Raw genomic sequence first — 15,830 nt, 5'->3', positions numbered from 1 at the left:
CCGATGAGGAACCCGACGCCCCGGCCGCGCCGCGCGAGCGCCGTCGCCGCGGCCCTGCTCGCCGTGACCGGCCTCGCCGCCTGCAGCAGCGGCGGTGACGACGGCGGCACGGCACCGAAGCAGGAGCCGACGACCCAGACGACCGCGTCCGCACCCGACCCGGGTCCCGCCACCGGCGCCTGCTACTCCCTGCCGTACGACGCCGCCGTCGCCCCCACCTCCAAGGTCGAGGCGATCGACTGCGGCCAGGCGCACACCAGCGTCACCTTCGCGATCGGCGCCATCGACGCGGTCGTCGACGGCCACCTGCTCGCCGTCGACTCCGAACGGGTCCAGTCCCAGGTGTCCTCGGCCTGCCCCGCCCAGCTGCTGACCTACGTCGGCGGCACCCTCACGAGCCTGCGGCTGAGCATGATCCGCTCGATCTGGTTCACCCCCACCGTCGAGCAGTCCGACGCCGGCGCCACCTGGTACCGCTGCGACGCCGTCGTCCTCGACGGCGCCTCCAAGCTCGCCGACCTCGACAGCGACCTCAAGGGCGCGCTGGCCAAGGGCGTCCCCGACAAGTACGCCATGTGCGGGACCGCCGCCCCCGACGCCCCCTCCTTCGAGCGGGTCCGCTGCTCGGCCAAGCACTCCTGGCGCGCGATCGACGTCGTCGCCTTCGAGGAGGCCGACTACCCCGGTGCCAAGAAGGTGCAGGAGGCCGGGCGCACCCGGTGCGAGGATGCCGCCGCCGACGTCGCCACGGACCCGCTGACGTTCAAGTGGGGCTACGAGTGGCCGACCAAGGAGCAGTGGGCGATGGGGCAGAAGTTCGGGCGTTGCTGGACTGCTGAGTAGTTTGGCTCGCTTCGCTCGCATGTCGGGCGCCCGACGGGATTCAGCTGAATGAGACTCGCATGCGCACAGCGTTCAGCCGAGCCCGTCGCGCCGCCCGCCGTTTCTGCACGGAGGAGCCCGCGACCGAGGAACGAGGGAGCGGGCGGGGGAGGAAGAAACGGCGTTGGCAGGCGGCGCGACATGCGCGAGCGAAGCGAGCGCCAAACAAACACCGTGAGTCGTCCGTGAGACGCATCAACCCCGCGCCGACCCGAGCCGACCCGACCGGCACACCGACCCGCTAGAACCCCAGCTTCCGCAGCTGCCGGGGATCCCGCTGCCAGTCCTTGGCGATCTTGACGTGCAGGTCGAGGTAGACCGGCGTGCCGAGCAGCGCCTCGATCTGCTGGCGGGCGGCGGTGCCGACCTGGCGCAGGCGGGCACCCTTCTTGCCGATCACGATGCCCTTCTGGGAGTCGCGCTCGACGTACAGGTTGGCGTGGATGTCGAGGAGCGGCTTGTCGTCGGGGCGGCCCTCGCGCAGGCCCATCTCCTCGACGACGACGGCGATGGAGTGCGGGAGCTCGTCGCGGACGCCGTCGAGGGCGGCCTCGCGGATCAGCTCGGCGGCGAGGATCTCCTCGGGGGCGTCGGTGAGGTCGCCGTCGGGGTACAGCGGCGGGCCCTCGGGCATCAGCGCGACCAGCAGGTCGCCGAGGAGGCCGATCTGGTCGCCGCCCACCGACGACACAGGGACGATCTCGGCCCACTCGGTGCCCGTCTCGCGGCCGAGCTCGGCGATGTCGAGGAGGTGCTCGCCGATGCGGTCGGCGGTGACGAGGTCGGTCTTGGTGGCGACGGCGATCTTCGTCGTGCGACGGACCTTGGCCAGCTCGTTGACGAGGAACTTGTCGCCGGGGCCGATCTTCTCGTCCGACGGGAAGCAGACGGCGACCACGTCGACCTCGGCCCAGGTGGTCTTGACGAGGTCGTTGAGGCGCTCGCCGAGCAGGGTGCGGGGGCGGTGCAGGCCCGGGGTGTCGACCAGGACCAGCTGGCCGTCGGGGCGGTGCACGATGCCGCGTACGACGGTCCGCGTGGTCTGCGGCTTGTCGGAGGTGATCACGATCTTCTGCCCGACCAGGGCGTTGGTCAGCGTCGACTTGCCGACGTTGGGGCGCCCGACGAAGCAGGCGAAGCCGCTGCGGTAGCCCTCGCGTACCTCGCCCGTGCCGAACACCGGCGCGGCCGGCGGCGGCAGGGCGCCGAAGTCCTCGTCGAACTCGTCCTCGTCGTCGAACTCGTCGTCGAACTCGCCCTCGAGCTCTTCTCCGTCTTGCTCGCTCATCCCTGTGCCTCCCGTGCGGCGTCGTAGTCGGCCCAGATCTCCTCGTCGGACTTCCCGGCGGCCTTGCCGGCCCGCCAGATCGGGCCGGGGTCGACGGCACGGGGCTGGCGCTTGGCGACCGAGCGCCAGTAGCCCATGACGTCGTAGTGGGTGCTGGGCAGCTTGCGCTCCCGCATCAGGTGCTTGCGGATCGCCCGCATCTGCGCGGACTCCCCCGCCATCCAGAAGTAGCCCTCGCCCTCGGGCCAGGCGATCTCCTCGACCACCTCGGCCAGCCGGCTCTGCTCACCGAGCGGCAGCCAGGTGACCTCGACGCCCGCAGGGAAGTAGTCCTCGATCCGCGAGTCCGCAGGCACCTCGGCGTGGATCCGCACCGGCAACCTGTCGCGGTGCTCGAGCGCGATCCGAGCCATCGCCGGCAGCGCGGTCAGGTCGCCGACCAACAGCAGCCACCGCGCGTCGTCGGGCGGCAGGAACGAGCCCTTCGCCTCGGTGAGCACGACCTGCTGGCCGACGACGTCACCCGAGCGGCCCGAGGCCCACTCGGTGACCAGCCCGACGTCATGGACGACGACGTCGAGCACCATCTGCCCGGCCTCGAAGGAGCGCACCGTGTAGTAGCGGCTCTGGAACTGCCCGGGCACCACCAGGCCGACCCACTCGTCGGCGATGCCGGTCGAGCTGAAGCCGGGTACGTCGAGCGTCAGCCGCACGAGGTGCGGGGTGATCTGCTCACGGCCGCGGACCGTGGCGTCGTACTGCTGGGCCCGGGTGCTCACCCACCAAGGCTAGTGGTCGGCGCGCGCGACACCCACTCAGCGGTTGTTGATCGTGGCCCGGTAGCGCCGGTGCGTGGCGTCGGTGGGCACCAGGAACAGCGAGGTCCGGCGGAACTTGCGGCGCCTGAGAGAGTATGTCCCCTGCCCGGGGCCGGGTCGCTTCGTGGTGAAGGTCAGCTCGAAGCTGCGGTTGGAGCCCTTGGTGACCAGCGGGATGTTGGAGATGTCGACCAGCTTCATCCTGAGCCGGACCCCCGGCCCGGTCACGGTGAACCGCGCCTTGCTGTGCTTCGTGAACCGCTTGCGTCGGTACAGCTTCGCGTCCCGGGTGATCGCGCGCTCGGCGACCTCGGACGGTCCGACCACCAGGTCCGGTACGGCGACCGCGGGCGGCGGCGTGAGGCCGACCGCGGCCACGGCGACACCGGTGGCGGTCGCCCCGAGGACGGTACGGCGGGTCAGCTCGGTCATCGAGGCTCTCCTAGGCTGGCTGCATGACTGCGTGGTTGGACTTCGACGACTTCTCCGGCCTCGTGGGCGAGCCGTTCACGACGACCGTCGCGGATGACGCCGAGGTCACCCTCACGCTCGCGGAGGCCACGCTCGGCGCGGAGCTCGGCGGGCCCGGCCCGGACGGCACCCCGCGGCGGCAGTTCTCTCTGGTGTTCTCCGGCCCAGCGCAGCCCGCGCTCGGCCAGGGCACCCGCGACCTCAGCCACGCCGGCCTCGGCGTGATCGCGCTCTTCCTGGTCCCCGTCGGCGGCGACGCCGGGGGCCTCCGCTACCAGGCCGCGTTCGCCTGAGCGCCACTCGAGGAGACGCCGGATCCCTCGGTCCTCGACCTGCCGGAAGCCCAGGCGCTCGTAGAGGGCACTCGCCCGGTGCCCGGTCTCGACGTGCAGGCTGACGGTGCGGCCGTCGGCGGCGGCGCGGTCCGTCACGGCACGCAGTAGCGCGCTGCCGATCCGTTGCCCCTGGAACGCCGGCAGCAGGGCGATGTCGACGATGCGGATGTCCTCGGACCGCTCGGAGACGTAGAGCCGACCGGCGGGCTGTCCGTCGACCTCCACGACGTCGAAGGACCCCTGTGGGTGGGCGGTCCGGTACTGCCGGTCCTGGAGGTCGAACTGCATCCGCTCGAAGGCCTCGCGCTGCCCCGGCTGCCAGCTCGCCCGGTCCAGCTCGTCGGCCCGGCCGGCGGCGTACACCTCGACCAGGAGCGGGGTGTCCGCTGCTGTCGCCGGCCGCAGCCGGACGGCCCGGCCGTGCACGGTCAGGGTGGTCATCGCAGCCTCATCCGCGCGGCGGGAACACGCCCTGCAGCGCGATGCAGAAGTTGAAGGTCAGGTAGGGCTGCATGTTGTTGTGGGGCAGCGACCCACCGGCGACGGACAGCGCCGAGAGGGCCAGCGAGTCGGCCGCGGTCGGCGCGGACTGGTAGAGCGTGCCGCCCGAGGACAGGGCGAACGAGGCGTTCGGGTTCGGCGTGCTGGTGTCCGCGAGGTCGGCCGTGTCGGCGCGCAGGGTGTGGGTGTGCACGGGGATCTCGGACTGGATCAGGGTGACCGTCTCCGACCCGGAGGCCTCGCCGAGGAACCGCTCGGAGAGCCCCTGTCCCTGCCCCTGGCCCAGCGGCGCCGCGCCCTGCAGGTTCGGCAGCGCGAACGTCGACTTCCCGTCGCCACCGTAGAACGTGCCGAGCAGCGAGAACAGCGCGGTGTTCTGGGAGATCGGGAGCAGCTGACCGTCGCAGAACGCCCAGCCCTTGGGGGCGAAGTTGAAGGGGAAGATGCGGATCTCCGCAACGAAGGGGTCGGCCATGATCCGTCCTCAGGTCGGGTTCGGGAAGATGCCGAACAGGGAGATGATGAAGCTCACGCACAGGAACGGCTGCATGTTCTCGTGCGGCTGGGAGCCGCCCACCGGGTCGATCGCGCCCGCTGCGAAGCTGCCGTTGGGCACGTCGTTGATGAACGGGACGACGTTGAGCGACATCGCGGGCAGGTTGCCGGCCGGGGACACCTGGTTGCCCGGCTGGCCGCCCACGGCCGTCAGCGCGTGCGTGTGGTTCGGGATCTGCTGCGTGCTCAGGGTGACCGTCTCGACGCCGCCGGTCTCGCCGATCTGGTAGGTGGTCCCGGTCGCGGTGCTGGTGCCCATGTGGATCGGGATGCGGCTCTGCAGGTTGGGCAGCGCGAAGGTCTCCTGGCCGTCGCCACCGTAGGTGGTGCCGATCAACTGGAAGAGGACGTCGTTCTCGCTGATGGGGAGTACTGCCCCGTTGCAGAACGCCCAACCGGCGGGGGCGAAGCTGCCCGCGAACATCCGGATCTCACCGACATAGGGTTGTGCCACCGGTTCTCCTAGGTCTGGCTCGGGAAGATGCCCTGGAGCGCGATGCAGAAGCTCAGGGTCAGGAACGGTTGACGGTTCTCGTGCGGCTGGCTCCCGCCGACGGACGTCACGGATGCCGGGTTCAGGGAGGTCGACGCCGGACCCGATCGGTAGGCGTTGTTGGCGCCGCCGAGGTACGCGCCGGCCGGGCTGGCCGTGCCGCCGGTCGAGGTGGCCGAGACCCGGACCGCGTGGGTGTGGGCCGGGAGCTCGCCGACGGTCACCGTGTGGGCCTCCTGGCCGCCGGTCTGGCCGAGGGTGAACCCGCCGCCCATGTGGATCGGCACGCGGCCACGCAGGTCGGGCAGGGCGAAGGTGGTCTGCCCGTTGCCGCCGTACGTCGTGCCGAGCAGTGAGAAGAGGGCCTGGTTCTGGTTGATCGGCAGGAACTGGCCGTTGCACAGCGCCCAGCCCTGGGGCGGGAAGTTGAACGACATCAGCCGGATCTCGGAGAGGAAGGGCTCAGCCACGGGGTCTCCTGGCGGTCGTGGGGCGGTGGACGGGGAACGGCTGACGGCTCATGGGACCGCCGGGGCGGGGCAGGACGCGACGTTGACGAAGCCGGCGCCCGTGGGGAACGTGCTGCTCGCCGCGGCGGTCGGCCCTCCGGTCGGGTTGTTGGCCACCAGGAAGGTCTGCACCGCGGTGGTGTCCCCCGCCGCTCCGGCGTAGCCCGGGAGCTGGACAGTGGTCGCCTGGCGCTGCCGCACTCGGATGTCGTACGTCGACGCCGGGCCGGCCTGGTCGAACCCGCTCGCTGCGACGTCGTTGGTCCGTACGTCGGCGCAGGCCGTGAAGCTGTCGCCGATCTGCGTGCCGATGTTGTAGTGGATGCCGTTCTTCGGGATCGCCAGCGTGCTGAGGGTCGTGCCGGGCTCCGCCACCGTGTTGCCCGTGACCGTGGTGTTCACGAAGCCGGACTCCGGGTCGGCCCCGCCACCGGCGAGGACCTCGACACCGAAGTTGTTGTACTGGCGGATCGCGTTGCCGGTGACCGACCAGGTCGACACTCCCCCACCCATCTGCTGGAGCTTGAGCGCCGAGCCCTCGGCCGAGCCCGAGTTGGCCACACCGCTGACACCGATGGTGTTGTTCTTGAACAGGCCCTGCTGGACGGCGATGCCGACCCGCTTGACGATCAGCACACCGGGCCCGACGGCGTCGCGGAAGGTGTTGTTCTCGACGTCCATCGTCGCGTTGCCGCCGGTGCCGCTCTGGAAGATCGACACGCCACCGCCGCCGGTGGCGATCGCCGGGTGGCTGTTCGAGAGGGTGTTGCCGGTGACCGTCAGGGACGACGTCCCGGTGCCGTTGAGGTCGACGCCGAGCAGGTCTCCCGCGGCGCTGCTGAACGTGTTGGCGGTGATCGTGGCGTCCACTGCGCCCGCGCCCGGCTCGGTGATGATCGACAGGGCGTCGTTGGCGGTGAGCGCGCCGTTGGCTCCGAACGTGACGTGGTCGACGGTCAGGGTGACCGAGCCGCTCGTGTTGTCGACGCGCAGGCCGTCCTCGACCCCGCCGCTGACGTGGGTGTCGGTGACCGAGACCGCGCCCGTGGCGTTCTGCAGCAGGATCGCCGAGTCGTCGTACGGCGTTGCTCCGGTGGTCCCGTTGGTCCCGTTGACCACGCTGTTGGCGAGGGTCAGGCCGGAGACGCCGGACCCGCGGATCGCGTAGTTGCTGTGGTCGTGGATCCACATGCGGGTCAGCGACGGCGCCTTCGTGTTGCTCAGGACGACGCCGGCACCGTCGGGTGTGCTGCTCGAGCTGTCGGCGCCGGTGCTGCCGCTGACCGTGCCGCCGGTGCACCCGCTGGTGTTCGCCGCGGTGCACGTGCCGCCGGTGCCGGTGACGGTGAGCGATCCGGCGCTGCCGGTGTCGGCGAGCAGGATGCCGCCGGCGCCACCGGTGGAGTCGATCCGGGCGAAGGTCAGCCCGGTGGCACCGATGCCGGTGGAGGTGACCCACAGCGCGCGTCCGGCACCCGAGCTGATCGTGTTCCCGGTGCCGGTCACCGCGATAGTGCCGCTGGAGGCGGCCCGGATGCCGTCGCCGGTGGTGGTGGTCACGGCGAGGCCGCCGCCGGTGATGGTGAGCGTGTGGCCGGCACTCGACGTCATCGACACCGCGGTACTCGCACCGGTGCTGAGCGTCTTGGCGGCGCCGCTGAGAACCGTGGTGCCGCCGGTGTTGCTGCTGAGGGCGATGCCGCCGCCGGCGTCCGCGCCGTCGGTGAGCGAGCCGCTGAGGGTGATCGTCCCGCCGGAACGTCCCGTCACCTCGAGGGTGCCGCCCGTTCCGTCGGTGATCGGGCCGGGGTAGGTGATCGCACCGCTTCCGGCGTTGACGTCGAACGCCATGACCTGGGCGCCGGAGACGGATCCGCTGGTGGCGCTGAACGTGCCGCTGCCGAGGCCGTCGAGGTTGACGCCCTTGGTCGTGCTGCCCGTCGAGGTCACCTCGCCGAAGGAGAGGGTGGAGCCGGCCGCGTTCGTCAGGTCGACCGCCGGGCCGCCCTTGGTCCGCACGTCGGCGGTCTGGACGCTCACGGCGCCGGTGCCCTGCATCTGTAGCCCGGCGGCCCCGCCCGAGCCGGAGGTTGCGGTGTTGTCGATGACCACGTCCTGCAGCGAGAAGGCGCCGGTCGTGCTCACCAGCGAGATGCCGGCCCTGGTGCCGGCGGTGCCGGTGTCCACGACGCGCAGGTTCCGCAGCACGCCGCCCGAGTCCCCGGCCGCACCGGCGATGCCGCTGCTGGTGCCGGACGGGTCGAGGGTCAGGCCCGCGACGGTGTTGCCGGCCGCGAGGGTCACCACGTCGGTCCCGCTCGCCGTGATCAGGGGCCGCTGCCCGGCGACGCCGGTGCTCAGGGTGACGCCGTCGACGACGAGGTCCTCGACCTCGCCGAGGAGCCGCTGGTTCGTCTTCAGGGTGATCCCGGCGGCGTACCCGGTGCTGGTGCCGTCGCCGGCGTCGACGTAGATGGTCTGGTCGGTGCCCGAAGCGGTCTGGGCCTGGGCGAGCGTGTCGAAGGGCTCGGTGGAGGTGCCGCTGTCGCCGGCGCCGTTGTTGGCGACGTACCAGACGCAGCCGCTGAGCGGGATCGTCACCGTGCCGGTGCCGGTGGCAGCGCCGTCGGGGTCGTTGTCGGTGACCTGGTAGCTGAAGCCGTCGCTGGCGATGCAGCCGGCGGGCGGGGTGTAGACGAAGTCCCCGTCGGCCTGCAGCGTCACCGATCCGCCCTGGGTCGTGCTGACGGTGGCCGCGACGACCGTGACCGTGCCAGGCGTCTCGGCGTCGTCCGCACCGGACAGCACATCGGCGGTCGTGGTCTTGCGGGGGCCGGCCGCGGAGGGCACGCCGTCGGTCGGGTCGTCGACGACCAGGACAGTGTTGCCCACGGCGGCCTCGCTCAGCGTGAGCGGCGCGACCGTCGGGGCGTCGTTGACGCAGGTGACGGTCACGGCCACGGTCGCGGTGCTGCCGCCGGTGATCGTGTACGTGAACGTGTCGGCCGTCCCGCCGGCCTGCGTGTTGCAGTAGTTCGCGTGGGGCGTGTACCCGACCGTGGAGCCGTTCGTGGTCGTGGTGCCGTCGGCCGGTTGGGTGACCGAGATGATCTGCGGCGAGTCGTCGCCGATCTGGTCGTTGACCATCACCGTGAGCGGACCGGCCTGGTCCTCCGTGATCGTCACGTCGTCGTCGACGGCGACCGACGGGTCCACGACGCAGGTGACGGTCATGGCGACCGAGGCGGTCGTGCCGCCGGTGATCGTGTACGTGAAGCTGTCGGGGGTGCCCCCGGGCTGGGTGTTGCAGTAGTTGGCAGTGGGCGCGTAGGTCAGCCCGGTGCCGCCGCCGGTGATGACCACGACGCCGTTGGCCGGCTGGGTCACGCTGGTGATCGACAGGGTGAGTCCGTCGGGGTTGAGGTCGTTGGCGAGCACGGATACGGCAGTCGCGCCGCTGTCCTCGCTCACCGTGGCAGTGTCGGCGACGGCGGTCGCCGCGTCCGCCACGCAGGTCACGGTGACGGTGACGGTCGCGGAGTCCCCGCCAGGGGCCAGGGAGTAGGTGAACGTGTCTGCCGCTCCTCCGGGGGCGCTGTTGCAGTAGTCCGCGGACGGCGCATAGGTCAGACCGGTGCCGCCCCCGGTGATCACCACGACGCCGTTGGTGGGCTGCGTGACCGACCCGATGGTGAACGCGTCGCCGTCGGCGTCCGTGTCGTTGCCGAGGACGAGGAACGGGGTCGCGGCGGCGTCCTCGAGCACCGTCTCGCTGTCGTCGACGGCGATCGGCAGGTCGTCGACGCAGGTGACGGTCATGGCGACCGAGGCGGACGAGCCTCCGGAGATCGTGTAAGTGAACGTGTCGGCGCTCCCGCCGGCCCCGGTGGTGCAGTAGTCGGCCGCGGGACGGTAGGTCAGGCCCGCACCGCCGCCGGTGATCGCGACGGTGCCGTGGCCCGGTTGGGTCACCGACACGATGCTCCGGGGGCCACCGTCGGTGTCGGTGTCGTTGGCCAGGACGTCGACGGCGCTGGCCGACGCGTCCTCGCTGACGGTGTCGCTGTCCGCGACGGCGACCGGCGGGTCGTCGACGCAGGTCACCTGCACCGAGACGGTCGCCGTGGCGCCGCCCGGTGTGAGCGTGTAGGTGAACGTGTCGGGGGTCGTCCCCGGCGGGTCCGTGCAGAAGTCGGCGTCCGGCTGGTAGGTCAGGCCGGTCCCGCCACCGGTGATGACGACGGTGCCGTCGCCCGGCTGGGTCACCGACGCGATGGCGAGCGGATCGCCGTCGATGTCGGCGTCGTTGCCGAGCACGTCCACGGTGGTCGCCGCGGCGTCCTCGCCGACCGTCGTGACGTCGTCGACGGCCGTCGGGTCGTCGGGCTGGCAGGTGATGTCGACCGTGACCCGGCCGGCGTCGGTGCGACCGGTCCCGTCGCCGACGGTGTAGTCGAACCGTCCGGCACCGGTGCCGCACAGGTCGGCCAGGGGCGTGAATCGGATGACGCCGCCCGTGAGCACCACCGCGCCGCCGACGGGTCCGGCCACCGAGGTCACGCTCAGCGGATCGCCGTCGGGGTCGGTGTCGTTCGCGACCGGGCTGCCGGCGCCGCTCACGGGCAGCTCGAGGACGGTGTCCTCGTCGGTCACCACGGTGTCGTCGACGGCGACGGGTGCGCCGGGCGCGTTCGGCGGCTCCGGCGTGACGGGCGGGGTGGCGTCGTCGTCGCAACTGCGGCCGAGGTCGTCGTCGGGCGAACCCACGGCCGTGTCGGCGCCCCTGCCGCAGCCGAGGTCGTCGGCGCCCGGGCCGCCGTCGAGCCGGTCGTCGCCGCGCCCGCCGTACAGGGCGTCGGCCCCGGGTCCGCCCCGCAGGACATCGCCGCCGGGGCCACCGTGCAGCTGGTCGTCGCCCGCCGCGCCGCGGAGTGTGTCGTCGCCCGCGCCGCCGAACAGCCGGTCGGCACCGCCGCCGCCGCGCAGCACGTCGTCACCGCTGCTCCCCCAGACGAGGTCGTCGCCGGCTCCCCCGTCGATCACGTCGTCGCCGGGACCCCCGCTGATGGCGTCGTCACCACCGCCGCCGGAGATGCGGTCGTTGCCACCCAGGCCGCAGATGACGTCGCGTCCGGAGGTGCCCACCAGCACGTCGGGGCCGGGGGTGCCGGCGATCGTGCAGGAGCTGCGTGCCGGGATGCCTGGCGCGACCGCCGTGGCCGGGAAGGCCGAGACGACCAGGAGCAACCCGGTTCCGACCCAGCTCGTCGCTGCCACTGCGTGCCTCGCCACACGACCGATCGTCATGATCGTTCCCCAAGCTGTGTTGTCGTCCAGTGCGCACGACGCAGCACCGCCCCCAGGTCGAGGAGTCTGGCACCTGCGGAACCGGCGCGGACGAGAACGCGACGACCCGGGACCTAGGTCCCGGGTCGTCGTGGCGTGCGGTGCGGCGAGGTCAGAACTCGTGCCGCAGCGGGTAGCCGCTCGCCCCGTCGTCGGTGCGCGTCGCGAGCACGTGGTGGAGCTGGATCTCGTTGCGCTCGAAGGCGATCCGGGAGCCGGCCATGTAGAGGCCCCACACCCGGGCGGTGCCCTCGTCGGTCTCGGCGACGCAGGCGTCCCAGTTGTCGGCGAGGTTCTGGCACCAGCCGGCGAGGGTCTTCGCGTAGTGGACGCGGAAGTTCTCGTGGTGCTGCACCTCGAGACCCGCGTCCTCGACCGCCGTGACGATCGTGCCGGAGCCGGCGAGCTCGCCGTCGGGGAAGACGTAGCGGTCGATGAAGGCACCCGTGCGCCGGTCGATGTTGTCGTGGCGGGTGATGCAGTGGTTGAGCATCCGGCCCTGGGGCTTGAGCTTGTCGCGCATGAAGGAGAAGTACGCCGGGTAGTTGGCGATGCCGATGTGCTCGGTGAGACCGATCGAGCTGACCGCGTCGAAGTCGCCCTCCTCGACGGCGCGGTAGTCGCAGTGGCGCACCTCGGCGAGGTCGTCGAGGCCCTGCTTCTTGATCTCCTCCTGGGCCCAGGTGGCCTGCTCGCGCGAGAGCGTCACGCCGAGCGCCTTGACGCCGTAGTGCCGGGCCGCGTGGCGCACCATCCCGCCCCAGCCGCAGCCGATGTCGAGCAGGCGCTGGCCGGGCTGCAGGTCGAGCTTGCGGCAGACCAGGTCGTACTTGTGGGCCTGCGCCTCCTCGAGGGTGGCGTCGTCGGTCGGGTAGACCGCGCAGGTGTAGGTCATCGAGGGACCGAGGACGTGCTCGTAGAAGGCGTTCGAGACGTCGTAGTGGTGGTGGATCGCGTCCGCGTCGCGCTCCTGGGAGTGGCGTCCCCACCAGCTGAGTGAACGCAGCCCCTCGAGGCGGTTGCGCCAGGCGGGCAGGTGCTCCTGCGGCGGGGGCGGCGGCGGGACGAGGTGGCTGAGACCGAGGGAGCGCAGGATGCCGACCAGCTCGAGTGGGCCGGGGATGCCGAAGTCGGTGTGGTCCTTCAGCAGCGAGAACGCGGGGTACGGGTCGCCGGGGTGGGCCCCGTGCAGGACCAGGTCGCCGGCGACGTAGGCCCGCGCCAGGCCGAGGTCGCCGGGCGCGGTCATGATGTAGGAGAGGCCGCGCTCGCTGACCAGCTCCATGCCGTACGGCAGGTCGAGGTCCCCCGCGGAGGACCCGTCGTACGCCTTGAGCCACAGGGGCAGCCCCCCGGGGAACAGGGATGCGATCGTGGGAGCAATGCCCTTGCCAGCGTGCAACGTCGGGGCCGTCATCGGCTCCTCACCGCCTTGTCGTAGAGAGTGGTCAGTCGGTCGTCGGGATCGTGGACGCGCTTGACCGCCGCGAGCCGGGCGGTGTTGTAGAGCGCGTCGAAGGTGTCCTTGTCGTAGAAGGCGTCGGAGTAGAGCGACTTGTGGCCGCCGAGCTCGTGGACCTTCGCCTCGATCGCACGGTTGCGCGGGCCGTCGACCGCGTCGGGTCCGACGTGGACGGTGCCCCAGAAGCCCACGTTGACGTAGACCTTGCCGGCCTCGAGCGGGTAGAGCGGCCAGGGCCGGGTGGTCGCCAGCGGGCACAGCCAGACCGGCCGCATCCCGATCTCCTCGTCGAACCAGGCCAGGAACTCGCCCAGCCGCTCGACCGGGACCTCGATGTCCTGCACCACCCGCTCGCGCAGCGGGCGGCCGGCGCGAGCGTCCAGCCGGTCGGCGATGCCGAAGCGGCGGTCGAGGTGGAGCATGCGCATGTAGACGTCGGAGCGCCGGTAGCGGCGCGGCCAGAACCGGCGGATCCGCGGGTTCTGCGCGCCGAAGGCGCCCGAGCACCAGAACCAGTCGGTGTCCCATCGCCACAGGTAGTCGTGGAAGGTGAGCCGGTCGCGGTCGCAGGTCTGCAGCGAGCGGTAGTAGATCTGCTGCCCGGCGTAGTCGGACGTCGCGCCCGGCTCGTCGGTCCACCTCGCCAGCGTCAGGACGTGCTCGCCGGGGCCGAAGGAGACGCCGTCGAGACCGTGGACCGGCTCTCCGTCGTACTCCTGGGTCGCGGCGATCTCGGCGATCGTCTTGGCGAGCAGGTCGGCATCGTCGATGCGCAGGTGGCGCAGGGCGACGTACGGCGGCACCTGTGCCAGCTTGATCCGCAGCCGGGTCGCGTAGCCGAGCGAGCCGTAGGAGTTGGGGAAGCTGTCGAAGAGGTCGTCGCCGGGGCGCGTGGTGACGACCTGGCCGCTGCCGGTGAAGACGTCCATCTCGAGCACCGACTCGTGGGGCAGCCCGAGCCGGAAGCTGGTCGACTCGATGCCGAGGCCGGTCACGGCGCCGCCGAGAGTGATCGTGCGCAGCTGCGGGACGACGTGGGGCACCAGGCCGTGGGGCAGGGTCGCGTCGACCAGGTCCTCGTAGGTGCACATGCCCTGGACCTCGGCGACCGGGCCGTCAGGTCCGTCGGGCAGCACCTCGATCACGCCGGCGAGGCCGCTGACGTCGAGACCCGGCGCGGTGGTGGCCGCGCGGGCGCGGAACAGGTTGGTCGTCCGCTTCGCGAGGCGGACCGGCTGGCCGGCGGGGATCGCGGCGTAGGAGTCGGAGAGCCGCTGGACGGCCCGCGCGTGCTCCTCCCAAGAGCGGTTTGCCATGTTGCGAAAATACTCCTGTCCTCGGACAACGGGCAGCCGGGTGGTTGACCTCACTCAACCAGTGGCGTCTGCCAAGGCCAAGTGGTTTTCACAGCCAGCCATTCCCGACGGCGACGAGAACCGCCTCGGTGCGGTTGGTCGCGCCGGTCTTGCCGATCGCCGCAGAGAGGTGGTTGCGCACGGTGCCCTCGGAGAGGAAGAGCTCTCCCGCGATCGCCGCGACCGAAGCCCCGTCGCGAGCCGCACGCAGCACGTCGGTCTCCCGGGCGGTCAGCGGCGACTCCCCCGTCAGCAGCGAGTCCGTGGCCAGCGCCGGGTCGACGACGCGCAGGCCCCGGTGGATGCGTCGTACGGCGTCGGCGAGCTGGGGCGCCGGGGTGTCCTTGACGACGAACCCCGAGGCACCGGCCTGCAGGGCGCGGCGCAGGTAGCCGGGACGGCCGAAGGTCGTGACGATGAGGACCCGGGTGCCGGGACTCGCCTCGCGCACCGCCGCGCAGGCGGCGATCCCGTCCATGCCGGGCATCTCGACGTCGAGCAGGGCGACGTCGGGCGTGTGCTCGGCGGCGGCGCTGACGGCGTCCTCGCCCGTGCCGACCTCGGCGACCACCTCGAGGTCGGGCTCGAGGCCGAGCAGGGCGGACAGGGCGCCGCGGACCAGGGCCTGGTCGTCGGCGAGGAGCAGGCGGATGCCCGTTCGACCGGTCATTCGACGACCACCGCCAGGGACCAGCCGGGATCGAGCCGAGTGGTGACCAGTCGGGCACCGAGCGCGGTGGCGCGCTCCTGCAGGCCGTTGAGCCCCGACCCGCGCGACGGTACGGCGCCCGGCCCGGTGCCGTCGTCACGGACCTCCGCCCGGCCCGGCGCGAGCAGCACCTCGCAGCGGCGGGCACCGGAGTGCCGGACCACGTTGGTCACGCCCTCGCGCACCGTCCACGCGAACAGCTCGCGCAGCTCGCTGGGGACCTCGTCGGTGCTGTTGGGCAGGCGGGCCTCGATCTCGGCGGCCTCGAGCGCCGTCCGGGCCCGGGCGAGCTCGCCGGGCAGGGTCAGCTCGCGATAGCCCTCCACCGCCCGTCGTACGTCGGCCAGGGCGTCGCGGCTCAACCGCTCCAGGTCACCGATCTCCTGCCGCGCGCGCTCGGGATCGGCGTCGAAGAGCCGTCCGGCGAGCTCGGCCTTGATCGTGATGACGGTCAGCGAGTGGCCGAGGATGTCGTGCAGGTCGCGCGCCAGGCGGTTGCGCTCGCCCTCGGCGGCGAGCTCGGCGTTGGTGGCGTGGGCCCGGATCAGCTCGACGTTGCGGTTCATCATCGAGCGCACACCGAAGACGGCCAGCGACGCGGCGATGATCGAGAAGGCCAGCCACGGACTGTGCTCCCAGCCGGGCACGGTGACGCCGGTGACCAGGACCGCCGCCGCGAGCGCGGCCACCGTCGGCACGAAGACCACCGCGGGGTAGAGCATCACCACGGTGACGGCGAGGTAGACCACGCTGGCCGTGCCGACCTGGCCGAGGGCGGCGACCATGACCCCCGCCAGGCCGGCCAGGGCGGCCGTCCACACCAGCCGGGTCCCCAGCGGCGGTACCTGGACCAGCCGGGCCCGGTCGGCGCGCATGGCGATCCACAGGCACAGGTAGGTCCCCGCGAACACGAGGGTCGCGACCAGCCCCAGCCAGGCGCGCGGCGCCGGCAGGTCGCTCCAGGCGGCGCGGGCCGGGTCGAGGAGGAAGGCCAGCCAGATGGCCGCGAACATCGGCCCGAGCCTGCCCAGTGGGCGCGGCGTCGCGTCCTGGCCCGGCGTCTCCACGGTCGTCACGTTAGCCCCCGCTGGTCCTTCTCGGCCGGG

The 15,830-nt window shown here is 72.0% G+C and carries 13 protein-coding genes; 1 reads left to right on the top strand and 12 read right to left on the bottom strand.

What is annotated here, in order from left to right:
• Window positions 1-3: 3 nt before the first annotated feature.
• On the top strand, window positions 4-843 hold the full coding sequence (locus QI633_RS09375; protein ID WP_282428782.1) for a septum formation family protein: 840 nt from the start codon (window positions 4-6) through the stop codon (window positions 841-843).
• A 280-nt stretch (window positions 844-1,123) separates the two neighbouring features.
• Here the strand turns inward: QI633_RS09375 and era are convergent, their stop codons facing one another.
• The 12 genes from era to QI633_RS09315 form a co-directional block, all read right to left on the bottom strand.
• On the bottom strand, window positions 1,124-2,170 hold the full coding sequence (era, locus tag QI633_RS09370) for a GTPase Era (RefSeq protein ID WP_282428781.1): 1,047 nt from the start codon (window positions 2,168-2,170) through the stop codon (window positions 1,124-1,126).
• Entirely contained in the window at window positions 2,167-2,949 is a 783-nt protein-coding gene (locus tag QI633_RS09365) for a siderophore-interacting protein (RefSeq protein ID WP_141799408.1), read from the bottom strand. Before QI633_RS09365 ends, era begins: the two co-directional genes overlap by 4 nt.
• A gap of 36 nt (window positions 2,950-2,985) precedes the next feature.
• Window positions 2,986-3,420, bottom strand: a complete 435-nt coding sequence (locus QI633_RS09360; protein WP_282428780.1) for a twin-arginine translocation signal domain-containing protein — start codon at window positions 3,418-3,420, stop codon at window positions 2,986-2,988.
• A complete protein-coding gene (locus tag QI633_RS09355; protein ID WP_282428779.1) occupies window positions 3,417-4,235 on the bottom strand; it encodes a GNAT family N-acetyltransferase in 819 nt (272 codons plus the stop codon). Before QI633_RS09355 ends, QI633_RS09360 begins: the two co-directional genes overlap by 4 nt.
• Before the next feature lie 7 nt (window positions 4,236-4,242).
• Window positions 4,243-4,770, bottom strand: coding sequence for a tail fiber protein (locus QI633_RS09350; RefSeq protein ID WP_282428778.1), 528 nt, complete (start codon window positions 4,768-4,770; stop codon window positions 4,243-4,245).
• Window positions 4,771-4,779: 9 nt separating this feature from the next.
• Window positions 4,780-5,304 carry a tail fiber protein gene (locus QI633_RS09345; RefSeq protein WP_141799411.1) on the bottom strand — a complete coding sequence of 175 codons (525 nt, stop codon included), beginning with the start codon at window positions 5,302-5,304 and terminating at the stop codon, window positions 4,780-4,782.
• 8 nt (window positions 5,305-5,312) lie between these two features.
• Window positions 5,313-5,813, bottom strand: a complete 501-nt coding sequence (locus tag QI633_RS09340) for a tail fiber protein (RefSeq protein ID WP_282428777.1) — start codon at window positions 5,811-5,813, stop codon at window positions 5,313-5,315.
• 48 nt (window positions 5,814-5,861) lie between these two features.
• Window positions 5,862-11,144, bottom strand: coding sequence for an Ig-like domain-containing protein (locus tag QI633_RS09335; protein WP_282428776.1), 5,283 nt, complete (start codon window positions 11,142-11,144; stop codon window positions 5,862-5,864).
• 166 nt (window positions 11,145-11,310) lie between these two features.
• Window positions 11,311-12,615: a cyclopropane-fatty-acyl-phospholipid synthase family protein gene (locus tag QI633_RS09330; protein ID WP_282428775.1), complete on the bottom strand. Its 1,305-nt coding sequence runs from the start codon at window positions 12,613-12,615 to the stop codon at window positions 11,311-11,313.
• Complete coding sequence (locus QI633_RS09325) at window positions 12,612-13,976, bottom strand: FAD-binding oxidoreductase (protein WP_141799415.1); 1,365 nt, start codon at window positions 13,974-13,976, stop codon at window positions 12,612-12,614. Before QI633_RS09325 ends, QI633_RS09330 begins: the two co-directional genes overlap by 4 nt.
• 88 nt (window positions 13,977-14,064) lie before the next feature.
• On the bottom strand, window positions 14,065-14,685 hold the full coding sequence (locus tag QI633_RS09320; RefSeq protein ID WP_141799416.1) for a response regulator transcription factor: 621 nt from the start codon (window positions 14,683-14,685) through the stop codon (window positions 14,065-14,067).
• Window positions 14,682-15,800, bottom strand: a complete 1,119-nt coding sequence (locus QI633_RS09315) for a histidine kinase (RefSeq protein ID WP_222117863.1) — start codon at window positions 15,798-15,800, stop codon at window positions 14,682-14,684. The genes QI633_RS09320 and QI633_RS09315 overlap by 4 nt, the downstream gene beginning before the upstream one ends.
• Between the last annotated feature and the right edge of the window lie 30 nt (window positions 15,801-15,830).

Source organism: Nocardioides sp. QY071, assembly GCF_029961765.1.
Lineage (GTDB): Bacteria > Actinomycetota > Actinomycetes > Propionibacteriales > Nocardioidaceae > Nocardioides.
This window is presented reverse-complemented; position numbering and strand designations above follow the sequence as displayed.

What these genes read in the sequence shown, in the direction of transcription:
- QI633_RS09375 (WP_282428782.1), top strand. Translation starts at nt 4, where the DNA reads ATGAGGAACCCGACGCCCCGGCCGCGCCGCGCGAGCGCCGTCGCCGCG.
- era (WP_282428781.1), bottom strand. Translation starts at nt 2,170, where the DNA reads ATGAGCGAGCAAGACGGAGAAGAGCTCGAGGGCGAGTTCGACGACGAG.
- QI633_RS09360 (WP_282428780.1), bottom strand. Translation starts at nt 3,420, where the DNA reads ATGACCGAGCTGACCCGCCGTACCGTCCTCGGGGCGACCGCCACCGGT.
- QI633_RS09355 (WP_282428779.1), bottom strand. Translation starts at nt 4,235, where the DNA reads ATGACCACCCTGACCGTGCACGGCCGGGCCGTCCGGCTGCGGCCGGCG.
- QI633_RS09350 (WP_282428778.1), bottom strand. Translation starts at nt 4,770, where the DNA reads ATGGCCGACCCCTTCGTTGCGGAGATCCGCATCTTCCCCTTCAACTTC.
- QI633_RS09330 (WP_282428775.1), bottom strand. Translation starts at nt 12,615, where the DNA reads ATGACGGCCCCGACGTTGCACGCTGGCAAGGGCATTGCTCCCACGATC.
- QI633_RS09325 (WP_141799415.1), bottom strand. Translation starts at nt 13,976, where the DNA reads ATGGCAAACCGCTCTTGGGAGGAGCACGCGCGGGCCGTCCAGCGGCTC.
- QI633_RS09320 (WP_141799416.1), bottom strand. Translation starts at nt 14,685, where the DNA reads ATGACCGGTCGAACGGGCATCCGCCTGCTCCTCGCCGACGACCAGGCC.